Below are 21,516 nucleotides of genomic sequence, written 5' to 3'. Positions count from 1 at the left end.
TTCCTTCAAACAAGAAAAAACTCCTAAGAAAAGGAGGAATTTGTCCCTTTCTTAAGAGTTTTTCAGTGAGAGGTGATTTTTGTTAAGGTACCCGCATACTCCCTTAAATGTTCCATATTAGAAATATCATGCTCAAACAATGGAATTTTAATTATTTCTTGCTTGTGGAAAATTTCATGAACCTGCTGTATATATCTTCTTTCATTTTGTCTTCGATTTTCCATAAAGACTCCATCTGCATAATCGGGGATAACCTTATTTACAAAAACAGTGGAAACGTTCATGTTTTGCTTTTCCAGCATTTCTATCGCTTTTTTGGTTTCAAGTATAGGGAGTCTCTCGGCATTAAGGACAAATGAATAACCTGTCCTATTCTGATCAAGGAGAATATCCCTTACCTTTACGAATTTTTGTTTTCTAGCCTGTAATTTATCAAATATCGGGTCTTCCACTGGCTCTCCATCGTTTAATAGCTGGCTATAGTTTTGCCGAACCTTTTTTCTCTTTTCCAACAGTCCACTGATCCAGACGTTCATCAGTTCAGGCAATGTTAACAGACGAATGGTGTGGCCGGTTGGTGCTGTGTCAAAAATGATATGATCGAAAGAATCGTATTCTTCCAGTACTAATGAAGTGATTTTATCGAATAGGGCTGCCTCATCTGCTCCTGGTGATGCGCTTGCAAGATCAATCTGCCTATGTACTTCTTCCACCATGGTTGCCTTTACTAACCCCTTGAGGTTATTTTTAACCTCCTCGATATACCTTTTTGATTCTGATTGAGGGTTAATTTCTAGAAGATGCAGGTATGTGTTGATCGACAATACTTTATCTTTCGGTTTTACATGAAAGATGTCTCCGATATTATGGGCTGGATCTGTCGATACCAATAACACCTTTTTACTTTCTTCCGATAAAAGTTGTGCAACCGCAGAAGCAGTGGTTGATTTTCCAACTCCCCCTTTACCACCAATAAACATAATTTTATGATTGAAAAGCCTACTCATTCTTCTTCCTCCTAACAGCAGCGTATGCCGTTTAGTGGTGATTTTTCCATCCCCATCCGCAGGTGCCAATCATGAAATCTCTCAATGACAAATGGATATAACTCCAAAGTATAGTAAAACGCAGGATTAGGAAGACCGAGCATTTCAGAAAAACATAATAAAGTGAACAGGTCCTCTTCCTCCCTCAACTCCCTTGCGATTTCCGTTCTATGAGGTTGCTGAAGTATTTCATCATAAACAGTAATGATTTTCTTGAATTTTTCCAAAATATCCATTTGTAAGCCCCCTTCTGCTCTTTATGAAAGAAGAGGATGAGCATCATGTTTCATCCTCTCCCTAAATGTTACATGGACGGATCTATTGGAGGAGTCTTGTCAGTTTTAAAGAATACTCTGAACGCCTCTAAGATGATCCAAAAAGCGAACACAAAGATAATCCCACCTAAAATGAAAAGTAACATGTTTGCATCTGTTTCACCCAGACCTGACCATTGAAATACGACTTGAACAAACATTGCATATAGGGTCATTGAGAAAATGAAAATCATTGGTACAAATGTATAGAAGAAGTTCCTTCCCTGCTTTTTTAACCATACAGATATCAGAAGTAGACTGACCCCAGCCAAGAGCTGATTACTTGTACCAAACAGCGGCCAGAGCAAGTAACCTCCTGAGCCAAACCCATTTGGTCCTTTAGGAATCAACACCAATGCAGCACTTGAAACCACTGCAACAGAAGTTGCGACATGCATGTTTGTTAACGGCTTAAAGTTATATTCACTGCCAATTTCCGAAATGATGTATCGCATAAGACGCAAGGATGTGTCCAAGCTAGTTGCAGCAAAGCTTACAACAATAACGGTTACAATGGTTCTGGCAATGTCTGCAGGTATTGCAATACCTGTAGCAAGTTGGGCCGCGCCGTTAATGAAGTTGGACATTCCCCCGAGACTTGCTGTACCAAAGTCGGAATACGCAGCCCTGAAGTCACCAGCATTGGCAAACAATGTCGCAACAGCGATAATGGAAATCAATGCAAGTATTCCTTCTCCTACCGAGCCCAAGTAACCAACAAAGCGCGCATCTGTTTCTTTATCCAATTGTTTAGAGGTTGTACCGGAAGCAACCAACCCGTGGAATCCAGAAATGGCACCACAAGCAATAGTGATGAATAGCAACGGAAACCAAGAAACATCACTTACTTCATTTGTCATTGGTGCTGTAAGTTCAGGTCTAAGAACTAATAATCCTGCATAGAGCATTATTAAACCAACGACTAATTGATGCGAGTTAATATAATCTCGTGGTTGCAAAAGCTTCCAGACAGGTAACGTGGAAGCAAAATAACAAAAAACTAAAAGGATTACAATCCAGACGAAGAATGACATGGAGACTCCATCCAATCCGAACAGTACCGTGTTATCCGCTCCACCAAAGTAGCGGACCAAATCAATCTGTAGGAATGGAAGCTTGCTTGTCAAAACTGCCGAACCGTACATGACGGCAAGTGCAATCAAAGAGGGAACCAGCATTTTGGCCTTTCTTTTGTAAACTGCATATCCAATCCAAATAGCTATCGGAATTTCAATAAAGATTGGTATAACTGCTGCCGGAAATTGAATGAACAGGTTTGAGATAACCCATGCAAACACGGCATTTACCATGAGAACTAAAATTAATATGATAAATAAAAATAGCATTTTCGCACGTTTACCGATCAAGCGGTCTGTTAACGTACCAATAGATTGACCTTTATTTCGGACTGAAAGAACCAATGTACCAAAATCATGAACTCCGGCTGCAAAGACAGTCCCAAGTATGACCCAAAGAAATGCGGGTCCCCAGCCCCAATACAACGCGATTGCAGGACCTAAAATTGGTGAAGCTCCAGCAACAGAGGAGAAATGATGTCCCCATAAAACTACCTTTTTCGTTGGTACAAAATCTACCCCGTCATTATACTTATGGGCAGGTGTTACATAATCAGGATCCAGGCGGTAAATCTTTTCTGCGATGAATTTAGAATAATATCGATATCCCAGTGCAAATACGATAAAACCGATGATTGCCAACCAAACAGAATTCACCCTAATTCCTCCCTCTTTCTATGTATACAAGAAAAGATTACTAATGAGTGAAATCGTTGTCAATATAGAATTCAGAAAATTCATACTAAATACATGCTACTTTTATTATCAGGTCATAAAATAGGTGGAAAGTAGGAGCTTGTCGGATATTAACTAAGTATGTCGTAAGCACTAATTTTTATTGAAAATTCCGACACATAGACTTATAATGTGGAAGATTCATGTAAAATTATGTGAATACATAACCATTCAAGGGGGATTTTTTGTTGAAGTGTAAGCACCTGTCATTGTTGTTTGCTGTGTTGCTCGTTTTTAACCTTTTTGCCTCCAACTATGTTTTTGCAGAAGAAATTAAAGAAACAGAACCAACACTTGTAGCATTGGGAGATTCGATTCCATATGGTACAAATCTTCCAGACCGTAGTCAAGCATTTCCTAATCTAATTCTAGATGGAGATACAACTGTTATTAATAAAAGTACACCTGGACAAACTTCTACTCAATTACTGGCACAAGTCACAACAGATCCCGAAACAGTACAAGCACTACAAAATGCTGATGTTATTACAATAAACACCGGAAACAATGATCTACTGCAGGCAGCGAAAATCGCTGAGATTGCTGCTGCGATTCAAGCAGGAAAAGAAATCGATTATGAAACATTAGAAAAAGAAGTTGCCGTTGCTGCTTTAAAGGCTGGAGAAAACTTGGCGGTTATATTGCATACCATTCGGGAGATAAACCCGGATGCCCCTATATTGCTATATAACATTTATAATCCTTTCCCAAGTCTTGAGGCAGAACCCGTAAAAACTCTGCACCAAGTCGGTGAAATGATTTTAGAAGATGTCAACAAGGGATTTCCTTTAGTTGCATCATCTTATTCGAATACATTTGTTCTTGATGCCTATTCAGCCTTCGACGGTAATCAGGTAGAACTTGTCTATGGTTTTCCTGATGTTCATCCAACTATTATTGGGCATCAATCATTGGCAATGTTGGCTAATAGCTTGCTGTTAGAAATGTATCCACCAGTGGAACCAGAGCCTGAATATGAGCTTGATTTGACCATAACACCGAATGTTGAGACAGAAGGACCTGTCACAGTTCATGTTAATACAAAGGGTCATACCCCTCTTAAAATTATGTGGATGGCAGGAGAAAAAACAGAGTTAGATTTTATAAGTTTGGAAAATGTAAACTTCTTGGAAGGTAATAGCTTTGAAGTAAATGAAAATGGTAAATACACAGTGCTAGCTGTTTTTAGCGAAGATGGAATGGATAGAGCTATTCAAACGATTGAAGTTTCCAATATTGTTCCACCAATGGAGAACCCCACATATGAACTAGATTTATCAATCTCTCCAAGCGAAGATACGGATGGACCTGTTACCATCTCAATTGATACAAAAGACCAAACGCCTATCAGCTTGATGTGGATGAAAGGTGAAAAAATCGACTTAGACTTCTTGGACGTAGAAAACGTGAATTTTTTACAAGGTACAAGTTTTGAAGTGACTGAAAATGGAAAATATACTGTTCTTGCAGTATTTAGTCAAGATGGAATGGCGAGAGTTCTGAAAACTATTGAAGTCACAAATGTTTTTCAGCCTGTTGAACCTCCGGTAGAAGAACCGCCTGCAGAAGAAGAACCACCTACAGAAGAGGAAGATAATACTCCTCCTCCACCAGTAAAGAAAGATGAAACAAAACAACCGGTAGAAAAGAAGCAAGTAGCTAAGAGTGGAAACAAACTTCCGAATACGGCTACAAGTGCTTATAACTATTTGGTTTGGGGAGCGGGATTGTTGTTTTTGGGACTTGGTTACATGGCGACTGTAAAGATTTACAAAAGAAAAACTAGAGTTCAATAGCAAGAAGCACCTCACTGGAAATTAGTGGGGTGCTTTATTATTTTTCAAGGATTATATCCAGTAGGTATGATAATGAGTTTTGGTTAGCTGTAATGTTAACAAGGGGCTTTTTAGAAAATAGCATCCCCTTAACATTCCAGATTCCAGTTCGAATCCACTCTATTTTTCTGAATGATGGAGAATTAGGGAATTTTGGGAACATGTAAGGTGAGCACACTTTGCCCAATCCAATGATTTGCTCTTTATCATTTTTTACAAAAACATAATCGCCCTCTTCCATCTCATGACAAAATTGATATAAAGAAGAGGTCTCTACATAAGGTACTTTTTTTGCACTATAAATCTGCCGGTAATTATTCCATATTTCTTTTCGAGATGAATAGTTCCTGATATTTCCAAGCTTCCCATGATTAAAAAGTAAGCATCCCTTCTTCAAAAAAAAGAATTGGCATCAATTCCAGTTTGAGTAGTGTAAATCCAATAATTCTTTTTTTCTTTCTCTTCGAAAGCTACTTCTTTTCCATCATTTTCATTTTCAGAGTGTGTATCGTAAATATATTGCAAGAAACAGTTGATCTCATAATATATTGGCAGCTCTGTCTTTCTACCTACAATATTTAAATACTTATTTAATAAATAACTTTCGTGAATTAGTTTTTGATAATGGTAGATTTTAGAGCCAATAGTATATGTATTTTTTAAAGTTGGATGCTTCTTTAAACAATCTTTCAGCAGCCATAATTTCTTTATTGGTAAATCGACAAAAGAAGTTTGGGAAAAGGTAATGAACCAATTCACCGATTTCTTTCTGACCAAAACCGATTAACCTACGTATAGGGTCTTTGTAGAAGCTGTCTAAACGTTTATCAATACTATCGTCACCAAAAAGAAGATCTATAAAAAATTGTCTGTAGCGTTCAATCGGTGCTTTTTGCTCAGTAAAGAAACTTTCCACTGGCAGAGTTGTTTGTAAAAAAGACGACTGCTCTCTAAGTTTTTGGAAATCCTCCCAGTTCATAATCGATAAATTTTCTTCTTTTCTAAATGCTTGGAAGAACTGATATTTCGTAAGTTGTTTTTCAGTGTCGCCTATCCAAACCTCTGCAACGCGACTGTACAAAAACAAATGTATATCCAAGTAATCGTATTTCACCAAACCTTCCACTGATCCAGGCACTTTCCAATAAGAATGTAAAATGTCATCCTCATCTTTTTCAAGTGCTAGTACCTTAATATCCTCTATTTTAAAAATATCCAGATTTTTTAAACCCCAAAGCTTTCTTACAAACTTTAATGGCAAGGGCTCTCCCTGCTCTATTACATCTAATGTAATAACAATTTGATTGTACATGGTAATCGTATTTACCTTGCAAATGCAAATTATATCAGTATAATCACAATAATAAACTTTGTCTCCTGGCTGCATTTCATTTATATAAAATAGTTCATACATATCTAATTGATAAGAAATGGTGTTTGTTTGGATGTTTTTTGATTCACCACGTAGAATCCAAGTGGACACGATAAACACCTCTCTCCCGCAAAAACTCTTTTGTATACTGTATTATTTTTTTTCTAAAACATTCAAAGAAAAGAGGCGCTGCCGTTCGCACCTCTTAAAAAATGTAGCTTGCACGCCTAAAATGGACGCTTTATTGTAAAGTTTTTGTGTTTTTTCCGCAGTTTGGAAAAGTGACAAGCATCACATACTGCATACTTGAAATCTGGGTCCAATCTCTTTCCGCATTTGCTGCACTGCTTCGTTCGCATTTTTACATCTGTTTGCAATCGCTCATGCACTTCATCACTAAATGACTCTCTTACTCTTTCCCAATATGTTGCTTCCGTCCTTCTGTCCAATCTGTATAAAAACAGCAAGTGAAGACCAATGGATTTATAGGATAACTCCACATACTCCAGGCTATCTTTATTCATGAACGGTTCCGGCAATTCTTCCCTTGTTACAATCGCTTCCATCGTTTTTTTCCATTGATTTATAAGGGTCTGCTCTTTTGTAGAAAACGGGAGATGTAAAAAGCCATACAAATCATTAACTGTCAGCCTAGCTTCAATCATCGTGTCTTCAATTGTTTCGTACAAAATTTGTTCCTCGCTAAGGGAGGCTTTCTCTGTACCTGCAGGACTTTCAAACTTTTCCCAAAGCTCAAAGAAATGACCCAGCTTGTTGGAATACTTTTGAAATCTCTCCAATATAGAACTGGTTGGAGCAATTGCAAAAGTGTGAACTTGACGATCTTTCCCACCTAAAAGCTTTTCCATTGCTTTAATGTCTCCTGTAAAAGCAACCTTACCCACATCATACATTCCTTTACGGCCTGCTCGACCAGCAATTTGCTTTACTTCTTGCGAGGTCAGACGTCTGCGGCGCGTACCATCAAATTTTTCATTTTGTAAGAAGACTACCCTTCTAATTGGCAAATTTAAGCCCATTCCGATAGCATCTGTTGCAACAATTACCGTTGTTTCTCCATCTATAAAACGCTGCATCTGCTTTTTTCTTGTTTCAGGAGGCATACTTCCATATATCATGCTGACTTGATGCCCGTTGTTCTGGAGAATCGATGCCGTTTCTAAAACCCGCTTACGAGAAAAACAGACAAGGGCATCCCCTCTTTTTGTATCCCTAAGTGTGAATGGCCGATCTTCAACTTGAAGAGGTGTATCCCTTGTATACTCGTTAATTTCAATTGCCGCATTTCCTAAAAGTTGCAATACCATTTCTCTCATACTAAAGCTTCCGACAATGTGTACTTCATCCGCGTTAGCCTTTGTAATGGCTTTATACCATGAGAAACCGCGGTCTTTATCTGCTATCATTTGTGCCTCATCAATCACGATAACTTCATAATGATCTTTTTCATAAAACATTTCGACCGTACTAGAGAAATGGCTTGCACCTGGAGACAGTTTCTCTTCTTCTCCTGTTTTTAGTGAGCATGGTACTCCATCAGAATTTAATGTGTCGTAGACCTCCAACGCCAATAGTCGCAGTGGAGCAAGATATAATCCGCTTTTTGCTTCTTTCATTCTTTGCAAAGCCTGGAATGTCTTTCCTGTGTTTGTTTCCCCAATATGTATGACATACCTTGTGCTTCTACCGTTCGAAGGGATATACTCCCTTCCGAAAATATCTTCTAACATCCTCTCCTCTTCTTCTTGCTTTCGGCGGATCTCTGCCAAAATCTCCTCTTCTTTTTGATTCCGATCTTTGATATCTCTTTGCAAATACTGCTCATGAATTTCTAAGTTGAAAGGTTGTTCTGCAAGATCAAGCAAATCCGTAACAAACTCATCTTGTAGTTGTTCGATAAAATCATTGACCAGTAAGTAAAAAGAGTTAGCAAGTAACTTTCTAAGTTTAGATACTGTAAATTCTTCCGTAGTCACGGTTTCGTAGTCTGTTAAAATTTCATTCGGAAGCTCATTTATTATTAGTCCGGGGAGAAAACCGAACAGATAATCCGTAATCCTTTTTTCATAGAAAAAATAATATGTCTCATATTCTAAGTATTCCTCATAATAATCAAAGCTCTGATGAACAGCTCCTGTCAGCTCACCGAAAAAATCTTTCAAAGTGTGATAGTCAGATGCATCCATAGGGCCAGACTCTTTTAACACATCTCCTCTTCTGTTGGATTCTGTTTCCTCAAACTTCGGGTTATTCTGTAAATCCTCTCTTACCTTCTTGGCAACAAAGTGTCTGACATATAAGAAGTAATTCGCTTGATTTTCTTCTACTATCTTATGAGCAGCCTGATCAACCGTAGCTGTAACATCATCTATGCGAAGTTGTATACGTTTTTCTTCCATTCTTTTTTGAAGATTTTGGCGGGCTTGAAGGTAGTGTTCTTCCCAAACGGATTGGTCCGTAAAAGGAGAATTTTGCAACCACTCTAATGCATTAAAGGATTGATATTCCCTCATTTCATTTTTGAACAGTTGGTTAATAATTTTCTTGTCTACCCCTTCTACTTCGAACCCGCGTGCACTAAGAATCTGTTTTTTCTCTTTTCTGGCGATGTCATTTGTTACTTGATTTAGCCATATATTGTACCAAATCTGTTCAACGTAGTGCCTACGATCTTCTATATATTCCGCGAACGTTGGCAGATCTTCTTTCGTTTCAAAATATTGTTGAATATCTTCTTCAATCTTATATTTTGTTCGATCTAACGATGTAGAATGTATGATGTTTAATTTATCCATGATGAAGTCTCCTTTAGTGTATGTTTAGAGACTTTAGATGTTTGGCTTAATCCATGTCTAAAAGCTCTAGTCTTATGGTTTTATATATCTTTTGATAATTCATTGGTTTTAAACAAAAATCTAATGTTTCCTGCAACATATCATAAGAATATTCCCTTGTCACCAGTTACATCTCATATTTTTAAAACAGAGTAAATTATAGGAAAAAATAGTTGTTGACAATTTTATACCACGAGCATATAATTTATCTTGAAGTTATAAATCTTGAATTAAAGATACTTTATTAAAAGGGAATTTAGGAGGAATTTTATTATGGCTAAAACAGTATGGAATGTTGACAAATCACACAGTACAGTGGACTTTTCGGTGAAGCACATGATGTTTGCGACAGTTAAAGGCGGATTTCAAGAATATGATGCAACAATTGTTGCGGATCCTACAGATTTAACAACGGCTGATATCGAGTTTACAGTAGATGTGGCAAGTATTGATACACGTAGCAGTGATCGCGATGCTCACCTTCGCTCTGCAGATTTCTTTGATGTGGATAACCATCCGAAAATGACTTTTAAAGCAACTTCCATTGAAAAAACAGACGATAATGAATACAACGTAACAGGAGACCTTACTCTTCGTGGTACGACAAAACCTGAAACTTTCTCTGTAGTATTCGAAGGAACTGGTCAAGATCCTTGGGGAAATGAAAAAGCAGGCTTTGCAGTCGAGGGAAAACTTAAGCGCAGTGACTATGGTTTAACGTGGAATGCTCCACTAGAAGCCGGTGGTGTACTTGTTGGGGATCAAATCAAGATAGCATTACAATTACAAGCAGCTAAGGGATAAATATAAAAAGGGAATTGCTTCATAATGGCAATTCCCTTTTTGTTTATTCTTGTATTTCTTCCCAGATTAAAACCGCTACTTGCAAGCAAGTTATAGAAGGTAAATCGGTGGAAAAAGAAGCGTCCATAGTCTGTTTAATATACACCCCTAATTTATCGACCGAGTCAATTTCAACAAGCGCATCTACAATTTTATCAATTTCTAACCGGTACCTATCTTCCCCTGCTCCCATTGCAAGGAGGTCCATCGGATCCCACTCATTGATATTTTTGGTGACGATTTCTTGTTTTTTCTTCCTAGATACACCAATAAAACTTTCCATCTATAACACCTGCCCTAGTTAGTTTGAAAGAGCCTCATAAAATTTGTTCGTCAATTCTATTGTGTATCTGCTTCCACCTCTGTCAATTACATCCTCAATCAACATGGCAGTCAATAATGTCGGGTCCTTCTGATCGTAAGAGACCCATAATCCATTTTCTAATCGTTCCTCTTTCTTAATCTCAGCTGTACCGGTCTTTCCTGCAATCTCACGGCCTGGAACATTTGCCACACTGGATTTCCCTTCTGTAACAGTCTTTCTTAGATTGTTCTGAAGGAGTTTTGCATTCTCAAGTGACACAATATCCTTCCATACTTCAGAAGTTTCTTCTTCCAGCAGTAATGGCTTCATCATTGATCCGTCATTTACTACTCCACCATAAATGCTTGCTAGGTGTACGATGTTCAATAAGATTTCACCTTGTCCATAAGCGGTGTGGGCCAATAGGACCTCATTGTCGAGGGATCCGGAGTTGGAAATTTGAGAATCACTTACTGGTGGATAAGAGAAAGGAAGTTCTTCTCCAATACCTAATTTCGCTAAACCTTCCTCAAATTCCTCTATTCCAATGTCAATCGCAGCTTTAGCAAAATAAATATTGTCTGAATTGTTCAATCCACTCACTAAATCTACTTTTTTATCGTCTTCATAGACCCTTGTTACTTTACTGCCCCCGATATCCCATTGCTTGTCAGGAATATCATATTGGTGGTTCGGGTCAAGTTTTCCGCTTTCGAGACCGATAATGGAAGTTAGGAGTTTCATGGTGGAACCTGGGGAATACGTACTACGAAAGCGATTTTCACTTGCGTTTATCCCTGCTTCCTTTAATTCATCCAGCCTCTTTTTCTTGCTCATTGATGTTCCCATAGTTACAGTATTCGGGTCATATGCTGGCGTACTCACAAGACTTAATACCTTTCCGGTACTTGGGTCAATCGTAGCTGCTTGCCCGGCATCATCTTTCATGACATCATACAATTTCTGTTGTATGTTCGCATCAATTGTCAATGTAATGTCTTTGCCACGTTCTGGCTCTGTTCTAGCTATTGTTTTTTCCGTGCCGTCTTCTTTTACTTGTGTTACTTCTAAGCCTTTCTTTCCTTTTAGTTCTTTTTCATACAACCCTTCAATTCCGGTGACACCTAATCTATCACCTTGTTCATACCCTTGAAAGTCTTCTAAATCCTGTGCGGTAACCTCATCTATATAGCCTACTAAATGAGCTGTTGCTTCTGCGAATGGATAAACGCGTTCAATTGATCTTCCATTTGTAACTCCTTCAATTTCTATTAGTTCTAAAACCAAATCTCTGTCGTTTTCTCGGAAGTCTTTAATAGGCATGGCATAATCAGGCTGTGCCCAGCTTAATGTATAAAGGCTTGTAATTTCTTCTTCTGACATATCGATCATATCAGCAAGCTTTGCCAAATCTCTTTCTTCATTAAACTTACCAGGAACAATTTGCAGATTCATCACTTCCTCATTAGCAGCAAGCTTGTTCCCCTTGCTGTCTAAGATTTCACCTCGAGTAGCTTCGGTGTAATCTATCACAAACTCATCTGTCAAATCATATTCTGGAAAAATAAAACTTGGCTCCCACTGTATATACCATTGTTCATTTTCTTCTTCATCTAACACTTTATTCATGACAAAATTCACTTCGTAATCTATTTTTCTTGCAAAAGTGTCATAGGTGATTTTCCCTGGAATGGTGACGGTTTCATGTTCTTCCCACTCAACTTCTTGATCTAACACTTCTATTTTTAAATTTTCCATTTCAAAAAGGTCATAAACCTCTTTGTATTTTTCTTCAAAAAGTTGCTGTGGAACGTTTTCTTTTGATTCCGACTGGAGATATTCCTCATACATACTTGAGAAATCTTGTTCCTCCCACGTGGTTATGTAGTCGTTTAATACTTCATAGGGATTGACGGGTTCTTTTGTACACCCGGCTAGTATAAACAACATGATTATCATAAATAATATCTTTTTCATTGAAGCCCCCATCCTCTCTTGTCTCTTAGTTTTAAGGATACATGAATTTCCAAATTGATTAAAGGAAAATGATTCAATCGTTTCTTGGAATATCCAGCTAAGCTTTCATGAAGACCTCAGGGAAACAGTTTCTGGTAGAGAGGGGCCCTCATAAGCGGTATGAAGACACCAGTGATGCAATTTTTGGCTAAGAGAAGTCCTCATAAGCGGTATGAAGCCCTCTGCTTCAATGATTCTAGTAAAAAGAGGTCTTCATTCCAAACTTTAAAGTTACCGCTAATACTAATCATGGTTCCCAATAACAAAACAAAACAAAACCCCTACCCAAAAAGTAGAGGTCAAAATATGACTATTGTCCAAACCAAGCATCTGCCAAAATCTGATATGATTTTAACCTTGCCTGCTGATCATACACATGAGTATTCACAATTAGTTCGTCTGCTTGTGTTTCTTCCACTATTGCTTCAAGTTTCTTCTTAACTGTTTCTGCTTTACCCGTAACGGTGTATTTCAACTGTTGTGCAACCACATGTTTCTCATACTCACTCCACAGGGAGTCCATGTCTTCCACAGGTGGCTTCAATTGGCCTGGGTTACCGCGGATTAAATTAAGGAATTGTTGCTGAATGGATGTCGCTAGGTATTCAGCTTCCTCATCACTATCAGCAGCTATTACGTTTACACCAATCATGGCATATGGTTTCTCCAAATGTTCTGATGGCTTAAAAGAACTGCGATAGATTTGAAGTGCTGGCAGGGTATAATCTGGTGAAAAATGACTGGCAAATGCAAAAGGCAGTCCTTGTTCAGCAGAAAGTTTTGCGCTGAACCCACTTGAACCGAGCAACCAAATCGGAACATCCAATCCTTCTCCAGGTACCGCTTTTACTCTAGTAGTCCCATCTGGATGAAAATAGGAGCGTAATTCCGCTAACTGATTAGGGAAATCCTCTCCCCCTGTTCTGCGTTCGCGTCTAAGTGCCGCCGCAGTCAGTTGGTCACTTCCTGGTGCCCGGCCGAGCCCAAGGTCGATTCTACCTGGATATAAGGATTCCAACGTTCCAAACTGTTCTGCAATGACAAGCGGGGCATGATTAGGTAGCATAATGCCGCCGGACCCAACTCTTATGGACTTTGTTGCCCCTGCTATATGCCCGATCACGACAGATGTTGCAGAACTTGCGATTCCTCTCATATTATGGTGTTCAGCAAGCCAATAGCGGGTAAAACCTAAACTTTCCACATGTCTTGCAAGTTCTACACTATTTTTAAAAGATGTCTGAGCATTACTTCCTTCTACAATTGGGGCTAGATCCAAGACGGATAATGGTATCTGGTTATTTCGTACGGTCATCATTTATTCTCCTTTCTTACTTTGGAGCCTTCTCGAACTCTTCTTTTATTTTCACTAGAAGCTCTTGATTGGTTAAAAGTTCATATGCGGTTGTTGCCATTGCTTTTGCTCCAAGGATCATTGCCTCTTTTCCTTGCTCGCTCAATGCTGCATCACGGAATTCAGTGGTATGGCAGCTATACATCTCATTGCAGATTTTTATATAAGGGTGAATGGAAGGGACTACTAAACTTACATTTCCCATATCCAATGATCCAGATCCGTCTCTGTTCTCAACAATCTCTCCGGAGTCCACTCCAAGAGAAACCAGTTGTTCTGTAAAGATATCTGAAAGTGTTTCATTGGTCACCATGTTATCGTAGGATAGTTCATAATTGGACATTTTCATGGTGGCCCCCGTCATCATCGCTGCGCCTTCTGCTATAGATTTCACTTTTTCTACCAATTCATTCACATAACTGCGTGTTTTAGCACGCACGTAAAATTGAGCAACGGCATAATCAGGCACCACGTTTGCTGCTTTTCCACCTTCAGGAATGATTCCATGAATACGTGTATCGCTGGTAACGTGTTGTCTTAGTGCATTTATACCGTTAAAAGTCTGAATCACAGCATCTAAAGCATTAATCCCTTTTTCAGGGTTCGCGGCTGCATGGGCAGGTTTCCCGAAGAATTCGAATTGGATTGCATCCATCGCAAGCGAAGACCCGCTCTTCACATAGGAATGAAGTGGATGAACCATCATAGCTACATCCAATTTATCAAAGACACCTTGCTCAGCCATTGTCACCTTGCCGCCTTTGGTCTCTTCTGCAGGAGTCCCATAGACAATCACTTTGCCGCCAGTCTCTTTTATTACTTTACTTGTGGCAATACCGGCTGCGATACCCATTGTGCCTATTAAATTATGACCGCAAGCATGTCCAATCTCAGGTAGGGCGTCATATTCACACATAAACCCGATGGTTGGACCTGGTCTCCCACTGTCAAATACAGCTTCAAAAGCCGTTGCTAGCCCACAAGTACCTAATTCAACGTCAAAGCCGTGTTCAGAAAGTTTATCTGAGAGGACTTTTGCTGATTTGAATTCCTCATGTCCAAGTTCAGGGTTTTCCCCTATATATGTACTAATCTCAAAGAAATCATTTTCATGTGAATCAAGGAAATCTATTAGGATTTGCTTCATCTATTAATCCCCTTTGCCCAATTTATTTAGTGAATGGAAATATAGTAACACGAAGTTTATTCAAATAATAATATTTTGCCTCATGATAAATAAGGGAGCTCCCAACTTATTGGAAGCTCCCTCAGCATTATACTCTTCTCATTTGGAAGACATCTATTCCATTTTTCCATAGTGTCTGTAGTAGTGCCACTTTTGGAGACAGTTCCGGATTTGTTGGCTTTCCTTTTCCTATTCGCTCTAACTGATTGCTGTACCATGTCAATTCTAGCATGGCGGTTTGATCCACTAGTTTTATTCCTGTCTTTCTAGGCGCTAATTCAATTGATTCCCTTTTTCCTAGCAGAAGTTCTTTAGGAAGATAAGGATAGACGGCCATCGGGCGAGCTAATCCCACCATCGATGTTGCCCCTTCAAGAATTGCTTCCTTCATTCCACTTAATGTCCTGAATCCTCCGGTGACAACAAGCGGTGCTTTTGAAACCTTCTTAGCTTCTGAGGCGAATTCAAGAAAGTACGCTTCCCTTTTCTTGGTACTTTCTTTTACATTTACACCTGTCATTTGCGGGCTTTCATAGGAACCACCTGAAACTTCAATCAAGTCTATTCCCAGTTGATCTAATGTCTGGATAACCTGTAATGCTTCATCCTCTGTAAATCCTGCCTTCATAAAGTCTGCAGAATTAAGTTTCACTCCAATCGGGAAAGAGTCACCAACTTCTTTTCGAACCGTTTTATAGATTTCCAACAGAAATCTCATTCGGTTTTCAAGTGAACCTCCCCACTGGTCTGTTCTTTTATTATGTCGTGGTGATAAAAACTGACTGATGAGATAACCATGTGCACCATGAAGCTGAACACCGGTAAATCCAGCTTTCTTGGCAATTTTAGCAGAGTTGGCAAATCGTTGGATGATGTCAAAGATTTCTTCTTCTTGCAGCTCTCTTGCTATGGGAAAGTAACGCTGGAGTTTCGGGTCAAACTCCACTTTGGACGGAGCAACCGCTTCTTTTACGATTCCTTTAAAAACTTGTTTGCCTGGATGATTGATTTGCATCCAAAGGTGAGTGCCGTTCTTTGTTCCTGCATTCGCCCAACTCTTCAATAAATCTAAATCTTTTTCATTTTCCACGACGACATTTCGAGGTTCCCCAAGCGCACGTTTATCGACCATGACATTGCCTGTCACAACGATACCTGCTTCACTCTCTGCCCAAGTCTCATAAAGACGAACCAGTTTTTTTGTCGGTTTATTGTGTTCGTCAGCCATCCCTTCGCTCATCGCTGCTTTAAAAAATCTGTTTTTTATATTAACCCCATTTGGGAGCAACAGTATGTCGTGTAATTCAGCCATAATCTAACCTCCCCCTACGCTTGTCCTTACAAGGATATGAAAAAATGGTTGGAAGAACACTCCAACCATTCGTTTATTAGTATCTTAACGCACCTGCACCTGCGATAATCAAAATAATGAAAAGCACTACAATCAGCGCAAATCCTCCACCATAATTTCCACCTGACATACAATTCCCTCCTTCACGTAGACTACAATACAATTTATGCATGATACTAGTCCTACGTATAGGCTAAGGAGTATTTTTTAGGCAGGAAATGTGTTGTTAGAGATTTATGCCCAATTGCCTTGGCGGAACAACGGTACTCGTTCCCCATCGTGTGTGATCCCGTCAATATCCATGTCGCTTGATCCGATCATGAAATCAACATGGGTAATACTTGAATTTGCCCCTGCTGCTTCAAGGTCTTCTTCTGACATCTGTTTGCCGCCTTCAAGGGCAAAGGAATAGGCATTTCCTATCGCTAAATGGTGTGATGCATTTTCATCAAATAACGTGTTATAGAAAATAAGATTGGTATTTGAAATTGGTGAGTCATGTGGGACAAGTGCTACTTCTCCCAAATATTGTGAACCCTCATCTGTTTCAATTAATTTCTGTAGCGTTTCATTTCCTTCCTCTGCTTCAAATGAAACAATTTTTCCGTTTTCAAACGTAATAGAAAAATTATCAATCATATTTCCGCCGTAGTTCAATGGCTTGGAGCTTCTCACCGTTCCATTAACTCCTGTTTTAAGTGGTGTGGTGAAAACTTCCTCTGTTGGCATGTTGGCAATAAAGGCAACGCCATTTTCGTTAATGCTTTCCGGTCCAATCCAAACATGCTTTTCAGCTAACTCAATCGTTAGGTCTGTACCTTCAGCTTTATAATGAAGGGATTTAAACTTTTTATTGTTTAAGAAATCCACTTTCTCACTAAGTTTCTCCTTGTGGTCCATCCAAGCTTGAACTGGATCCTCAAGATTTGCTCTTGTTGCATGGAAAATAGCTTCCCATAACTTTTCTTCCTGCTCTTGTTCTGATAGTTCAGGGAATACTTTTGCTGACCAGCCTTTAGATGGCACAGCCACAATAGACCAGCTGATTTTATCAGCCATAACCATATTACGATAGGCTTTGGTTGCTTCCCCTGCTGCTTTTTGTAAGTTTGCGATTTTTGAAGCATCTACACCTTTTAGCAGATCTGGGTTTACGGATGTAATAGCAAGCATTGCTGCTCCTTCTCCGAATGCCTTCTCTAGCATTTCCGCTCTCCAGCCAGGGAAATATTCAAAGGACTCGTCTGGAGCTTTATCGTAACGGATTCTTGTTACTTGTTCATCGGACCATTCAATCTGAACAAGTTTTGCTCCTGCTTCATATGCTTTTTTTGTAACAAGCCTAACGAAAGGTGCTGTAGCAATGTCAGCGTTTACAATTAGTGTTTGGCCTTTTTGTATATTTACTCCGACTTTTACTGCAAGTTCAGCGTATTTTTCCATGGTTGTTTGAAGATTGCTCATTATGTATACCCCCTAAGATTTTTCCTTTGTTCCCAAAAAATATCATGTTCCCTAGGATTTGTCTAGTTTTCTAACGCAAAAAGGCAGGAACCATAGTTGGTCCTGCCTAAAGGTTGCATTTACTGTTGATCTCCGTTCCAGGTGCTTCGCTTGCCTGCGGGCGGTCCGGGAGCCTCCTCACTTCGTTGGAGGCCACTGCAAAACCTAGTAACCTATCTTTTGGATAATTTATAGCTGATGATTGAAGCAATAGGCGAAGACTCCTACGGGGGAGTAGCGACAATGTTGAGACCCCGCAGGGCGTAGCCCGAGGAGGCTCAAGGTCGCCCCGTGGAAAGCGAAGCCGTTTGCGGAAATCAACAGCGGTGTCTTAAAAAAATCTAACATCAAAGACTTTTTCAGTGGCCACCTTCGTTGCGGAGTCTCCCCTGTCCCTTCCTCCCGAGGGCGTCTTTGCACCTTGCACTACGAACAACATGGTATTTGGTTACCATACTTTTACTTATTTAAAACCTCATTTACTCTCGGGAGGTTTGAGCTGAATAGTTTCATGCCGTGTTTGAATGCGGCTAGACCATAGAGCATGCTGCTCCAGTCGATTAGGGTTACTTTTGTTGGGTACCAGCGGTTTGGTTGCTCAAGATGCCACCAGGAAATGCGGTGTAGTCCAAATTTGTAAGCCGCTTTGTATTTTTCTTCGTCCTCTTTATCCTCTGGATTAGAATACACATCATACGGGATGTGCAGAGAATATTGTGCGTACAGGTCATAGATTCCTGCAGGATACACAGGCAGATAGCCCCCAATAATGTAGGATGAGGCAATATTGTGTGGAGCATCTTTAATTCTGTCCGCATGATAGCCATCGAATAGCCCGTCATTTGGGCCTGCACCATAGCCCCATATATAAGATGGTACATCCTCGAGCTCTTTCCATTTCATTCTGTCAGCAAGACAAGCATTCTTATAGTATTCCAGATAAGTTTTACTTTCTGCATATTCCGGTACTAGATAATAAGGAAACTGTTGAACGAAGGATGATAAAAATGCACCGGGATGATCGTTTAGAATGGCTAGCCCACGGAACTCTTCTTGGGGAAGTTCCTTGATATTATCTTCTGCAAAATTGTTCAACCAAAGTGCCTGGATGTTTTCATTATTAGGTTTCCCTAATAGAGCAAGGTAAGAGACCATTACATATTCATTATAGGCCGGTAGAGGAGCAATCCCTTCCCCGTCTTTAGCTATCATATTAATGACACCTTTATCTTTATCTGCAACCACGATACTCCAATCAATAGAGTAAAGAAGTTTTTCAGCCATCTCCAATATCCTTGGCTCTTTTTTTGTGAAATGGTTTCCTGCAAAAAGTGCACCCGTTAGGAGAAGGGTCGTATCGATTGTAGAATACTCGGAATTCAGGTTTTCTCCTGTTTCCATATCTACAAAGTGTGCAAAGAAACCAGATTTATCATCTCTGGCAACCTGGCATCCCTCTATTTCCCCAGACACCCCTTGCAAGGTAATTAATGCTTTAGTAGCCGCATTATCATCCCACCCTTCTAGATCAGCGATAGCAAGACTGATCAAACCGACACCAGTGGCAGCTATGGAGGAGCGAAAATCAGGATTTGCTCCAAGGGTCATATAACCATCTGCATATAAACCTGTTCGTGGATTTCGTGAAGCTTCAAAAAGTCCGTAGGAATCATGAAATTGACGATCAAAAAACTTTTTCACTTTAGTTGGTAGATTTTTATATTCGTTGGTTGGCATTTCTTTTGCCCCTTTCATCCAATAAATTGGAATGACATTGTATATTTCATGCTTTTGTATTTTTTATTCAATCAAATTCTTTGCTGAAAATGATATAATAATCATACAAAATATATCCTTATGTGAAAATAGACAAAACTATACTAATTGGATAATTCATCGATTTTATTAGAATGGAGGGAGTATGATGCCCACTATTCATGGGGTTTTCTACGATATTTCGCCACATTGGGACGTGGAAAAAGCAAAGGGTCTAGACACGCTTGTTTATGTTACAGAAGGAAAAGTTCATTACCAGGTAGAAGGTCAGCTTATGGAATTGACGAAAGGGGATCTTTTGTTTATCCCTTCAACGTACACGAGGTCTTGGAAAAACGATATCGTCGTGGGACATCGTAAATATACCGTCGTTTTTGAGAACAACGAGAGAACCTATCAACATTTTGTGGAAAATGAGATTGTTTCATTTAAACCACGTAAGTCTGCTTATTATGAACAACGGCTGACTTTTTTAAATGAGCAGTGGCTTAGTAAGAGGGTTTTTCATGAGGAATTGTCTCAGAATATCTTATTGGAGCTTCTGATCATGATTGCTCAGGAGAAAGCAGAATGGCATACTTCTCCTGTAAAAGAAACATCTGTCCGTGACATGCAGGAATATATTCTACAGCATTATCGCCGAAATATTACAATAGAGGAATTGGCAGTTTTAATTGGGGTGACACCGAATTATGTTACCGTGTTGTTTAAAGAGGTATTAGGGATCACCCCTATTCAGTATCTTCATCAAACTCGCATCAATAATGCTTGGAATTTAATTAGTACAACGAAGATGACGATTAAGGAGATTGCGGAGCATTTAGGTTATTGCGATCAGTCGTATTTTAACAGGATGTTTAAAAAGTGGATGGGGATCCCGCCTTCACAAGTTAAGAAGACTTAAATAAACAACATTGACTGTTGATCTCCGTTCCAGTTGCTTCGCTTTCCGCGGGCGGTCCGGGAGCCTCCTCTGGCTTCGCCTTCCGGGGTCTCCCATGTCCCTTCCTCCCGCATTAGTCTTCGCTCCTTTCACTACAATCAATAAGGGTTCTACATTTATTATAATCTATGCTTTTTCGGTGGTCGTTTTCGTTTCTGATTTGACTGCTTCACGGAAGGCTGCTTGAAACTTGCTTGTATATAAGCCTGGCTTTGCTTGTGAAAACGTGACACCGTCGATTTTGATGATAGGCATGACTTCGCTGGTTGTCGATGTGAGGAATACTTCATCTGCCTCCATCAGTTCCTCTTTATTGAAGGGTTGAATTTTATAGTCCCAACTATTCGCATCCATGATTTCTAACAGTTTCGTTCTCGTAATCCCGTTCAAGATCAAGTTATTGGCTGGATGGGTCCGGAGAATTCCGTCTTTAACAATGAAAATATTAGAAGATGAACCTTCTGTTACAATCCCGTCTCTAATAAGAATTGACTCAAATGCACCCGCCTCGCTTGCTTTTTGCTTGACCATAATATTGTAGAGTAGGTTGAGGCTTTTAATATCACATCGAAGCCATCGCAAGTCTTCTGCCGTTATGGCTTCCACTCCATTTGTTTGCGCAACTTGTACACTTTTATAAGGAAGAGGATAGGCAACAAGTTGGGGAGTTAGTGTTTGATCATATTGGTGTGACCGGTTAGAGACTCCTCTTGAAATTTGAAGGTAAAGTCCTCCCTTTTTCATGTTATTAGCTTTAATAAGGTCAAGCAATCTGTTACAAAGTTGTTCAGGTTGTTCATTTAGGTGAATGCCTATTTCCTTCGCACTTCTATATAACCTTGCGATATGCTCTTTAAGTGTAAAAGGAACTCCGTCATAGATGTTGACAACCTCATACACCCCATCGCCAAATTGATACCCTCTGTCTTCAATATCCACTTTTGCTTTATTTCTTTCCATAATCTCATCATTCAGCAATACTTTCATTTTTCAGCACCTCCGACTGT

At 39.5% G+C, this 21,516-nt stretch carries 19 protein-coding genes; 3 read left to right on the top strand and 16 right to left on the bottom strand.

Annotation, left to right across the window (positions count from 1 at the left end; translation table 11 throughout):
* Nucleotides 1-62 precede the first annotated feature (62 nt).
* The 3 genes from M313_RS0120195 to M313_RS0120185 all read right to left on the bottom strand — a co-directional run bounded on the left by M313_RS0120195 (nucleotide 63) and on the right by M313_RS0120185 (nucleotide 3,093).
* A complete protein-coding gene (locus tag M313_RS0120195; RefSeq protein ID WP_010199568.1) occupies nucleotides 63-1,007 on the bottom strand; it encodes an ArsA family ATPase in 945 nt (314 codons plus the stop codon).
* A gap of 11 nt (nucleotides 1,008-1,018) precedes the next feature.
* Nucleotides 1,019-1,282: a cory-CC-star protein gene (locus M313_RS0120190; protein ID WP_010199567.1), complete on the bottom strand. Its 264-nt coding sequence runs from the start codon at nucleotides 1,280-1,282 to the stop codon at nucleotides 1,019-1,021.
* Nucleotides 1,283-1,350: 68 nt separating this feature from the next.
* The gene (locus tag M313_RS0120185; RefSeq protein ID WP_010199566.1) at nucleotides 1,351-3,093 is read right to left on the bottom strand and encodes a carbon starvation CstA family protein; all 1,743 of its coding nucleotides are present in this window, start codon (nucleotides 3,091-3,093) and stop codon (nucleotides 1,351-1,353) included.
* A gap of 266 nt (nucleotides 3,094-3,359) precedes the next feature.
* Here M313_RS0120185 and M313_RS0120180 point away from each other — a divergent pair, with 266 nt between their 5' ends.
* Nucleotides 3,360-4,967, top strand: coding sequence for a GDSL-type esterase/lipase family protein (locus tag M313_RS0120180; RefSeq protein WP_010199563.1), 1,608 nt, complete (start codon nucleotides 3,360-3,362; stop codon nucleotides 4,965-4,967).
* Nucleotides 4,968-5,004: 37 nt separating this feature from the next.
* Here M313_RS0120180 and M313_RS27135 read toward each other — a convergent pair whose 3' ends face one another.
* The 3 genes from M313_RS27135 to M313_RS0120160 all read right to left on the bottom strand — a co-directional run bounded on the left by M313_RS27135 (nucleotide 5,005) and on the right by M313_RS0120160 (nucleotide 9,194).
* Complete coding sequence (locus tag M313_RS27135) at nucleotides 5,005-5,403, bottom strand: DUF8426 domain-containing protein (protein WP_010199559.1); 399 nt, start codon at nucleotides 5,401-5,403, stop codon at nucleotides 5,005-5,007.
* Nucleotides 5,404-5,640: 237 nt separating this feature from the next.
* Nucleotides 5,641-6,489, bottom strand: coding sequence for a hypothetical protein (locus tag M313_RS0120165; RefSeq protein WP_010199555.1), 849 nt, complete (start codon nucleotides 6,487-6,489; stop codon nucleotides 5,641-5,643).
* A 116-nt stretch (nucleotides 6,490-6,605) separates the two neighbouring features.
* A complete protein-coding gene (locus M313_RS0120160; protein ID WP_010199553.1) occupies nucleotides 6,606-9,194 on the bottom strand; it encodes a DEAD/DEAH box helicase in 2,589 nt (862 codons plus the stop codon).
* Between the two features lie 312 nt (nucleotides 9,195-9,506).
* On the opposite strand from M313_RS0120160, the gene M313_RS0120155 reads away from it, so the two are divergent.
* Nucleotides 9,507-10,037 carry a YceI family protein gene (locus tag M313_RS0120155; protein ID WP_010199551.1) on the top strand — a complete coding sequence of 177 codons (531 nt, stop codon included), beginning with the start codon at nucleotides 9,507-9,509 and terminating at the stop codon, nucleotides 10,035-10,037.
* Nucleotides 10,038-10,080: 43 nt separating this feature from the next.
* On the opposite strand, the gene M313_RS24200 is transcribed toward M313_RS0120155, so the two are convergent.
* From M313_RS24200 to M313_RS0120115, 9 genes are all read right to left on the bottom strand, one after another.
* A complete protein-coding gene (locus M313_RS24200) occupies nucleotides 10,081-10,359 on the bottom strand; it encodes a DUF1871 family protein (RefSeq protein ID WP_010199550.1) in 279 nt (92 codons plus the stop codon).
* An 18-nt stretch (nucleotides 10,360-10,377) separates the two neighbouring features.
* Nucleotides 10,378-12,357 carry a penicillin-binding transpeptidase domain-containing protein gene (locus M313_RS24195; protein ID WP_010199547.1) on the bottom strand — a complete coding sequence of 660 codons (1,980 nt, stop codon included), beginning with the start codon at nucleotides 12,355-12,357 and terminating at the stop codon, nucleotides 10,378-10,380.
* Nucleotides 12,358-12,706: 349 nt separating this feature from the next.
* Nucleotides 12,707-13,711 (bottom strand): LLM class flavin-dependent oxidoreductase, encoded by a 1,005-nt coding sequence (locus tag M313_RS0120140; RefSeq protein ID WP_010199545.1) that lies wholly within the window; start codon nucleotides 13,709-13,711, stop codon nucleotides 12,707-12,709.
* 16 nt (nucleotides 13,712-13,727) lie between these two features.
* The gene (locus M313_RS0120135; protein ID WP_010199542.1) at nucleotides 13,728-14,897 is read right to left on the bottom strand and encodes a M20 family metallopeptidase; all 1,170 of its coding nucleotides are present in this window, start codon (nucleotides 14,895-14,897) and stop codon (nucleotides 13,728-13,730) included.
* Between the two features lie 127 nt (nucleotides 14,898-15,024).
* The gene (locus M313_RS0120130) at nucleotides 15,025-16,248 is read right to left on the bottom strand and encodes an NADH:flavin oxidoreductase/NADH oxidase family protein (RefSeq protein WP_010199535.1); all 1,224 of its coding nucleotides are present in this window, start codon (nucleotides 16,246-16,248) and stop codon (nucleotides 15,025-15,027) included.
* A gap of 76 nt (nucleotides 16,249-16,324) precedes the next feature.
* A complete protein-coding gene (locus M313_RS25470; protein ID WP_010199532.1) occupies nucleotides 16,325-16,417 on the bottom strand; it encodes a YjcZ family sporulation protein in 93 nt (30 codons plus the stop codon).
* A 104-nt stretch (nucleotides 16,418-16,521) separates the two neighbouring features.
* Nucleotides 16,522-17,751 carry an aminopeptidase gene (locus tag M313_RS0120120; protein ID WP_010199530.1) on the bottom strand — a complete coding sequence of 410 codons (1,230 nt, stop codon included), beginning with the start codon at nucleotides 17,749-17,751 and terminating at the stop codon, nucleotides 16,522-16,524.
* Between the two features lie 106 nt (nucleotides 17,752-17,857).
* Nucleotides 17,858-18,001 (bottom strand): hypothetical protein, encoded by a 144-nt coding sequence (locus M313_RS25990; protein WP_157182526.1) that lies wholly within the window; start codon nucleotides 17,999-18,001, stop codon nucleotides 17,858-17,860.
* A gap of 248 nt (nucleotides 18,002-18,249) precedes the next feature.
* Nucleotides 18,250-19,527, bottom strand: coding sequence for a hypothetical protein (locus M313_RS0120115; RefSeq protein ID WP_010199528.1), 1,278 nt, complete (start codon nucleotides 19,525-19,527; stop codon nucleotides 18,250-18,252).
* Nucleotides 19,528-19,711: 184 nt separating this feature from the next.
* Between M313_RS0120115 and M313_RS0120110 the strand changes: the two genes are divergently transcribed.
* Nucleotides 19,712-20,470 carry an AraC family transcriptional regulator gene (locus M313_RS0120110; RefSeq protein ID WP_083800987.1) on the top strand — a complete coding sequence of 253 codons (759 nt, stop codon included), beginning with the start codon at nucleotides 19,712-19,714 and terminating at the stop codon, nucleotides 20,468-20,470.
* Nucleotides 20,471-20,635: 165 nt separating this feature from the next.
* Here the strand turns inward: M313_RS0120110 and dat are convergent, their stop codons facing one another.
* On the bottom strand, nucleotides 20,636-21,496 hold the full coding sequence (gene dat, locus M313_RS0120100; RefSeq protein ID WP_010199521.1) for a D-amino-acid transaminase: 861 nt from the start codon (nucleotides 21,494-21,496) through the stop codon (nucleotides 20,636-20,638).
* Nucleotides 21,497-21,516 lie beyond the last annotated feature (20 nt).

It is taken from the genome of Bacillus sp. m3-13, from assembly GCF_000175075.1.
Taxonomy (GTDB): Bacteria; Bacillota; Bacilli; order Bacillales; family Bacillaceae_I; genus Sutcliffiella_A; species Sutcliffiella_A horikoshii_C.
Note: the sequence above shows the minus strand (reverse complement) of the source record. Positions and strands in the feature narration are given on the sequence as shown.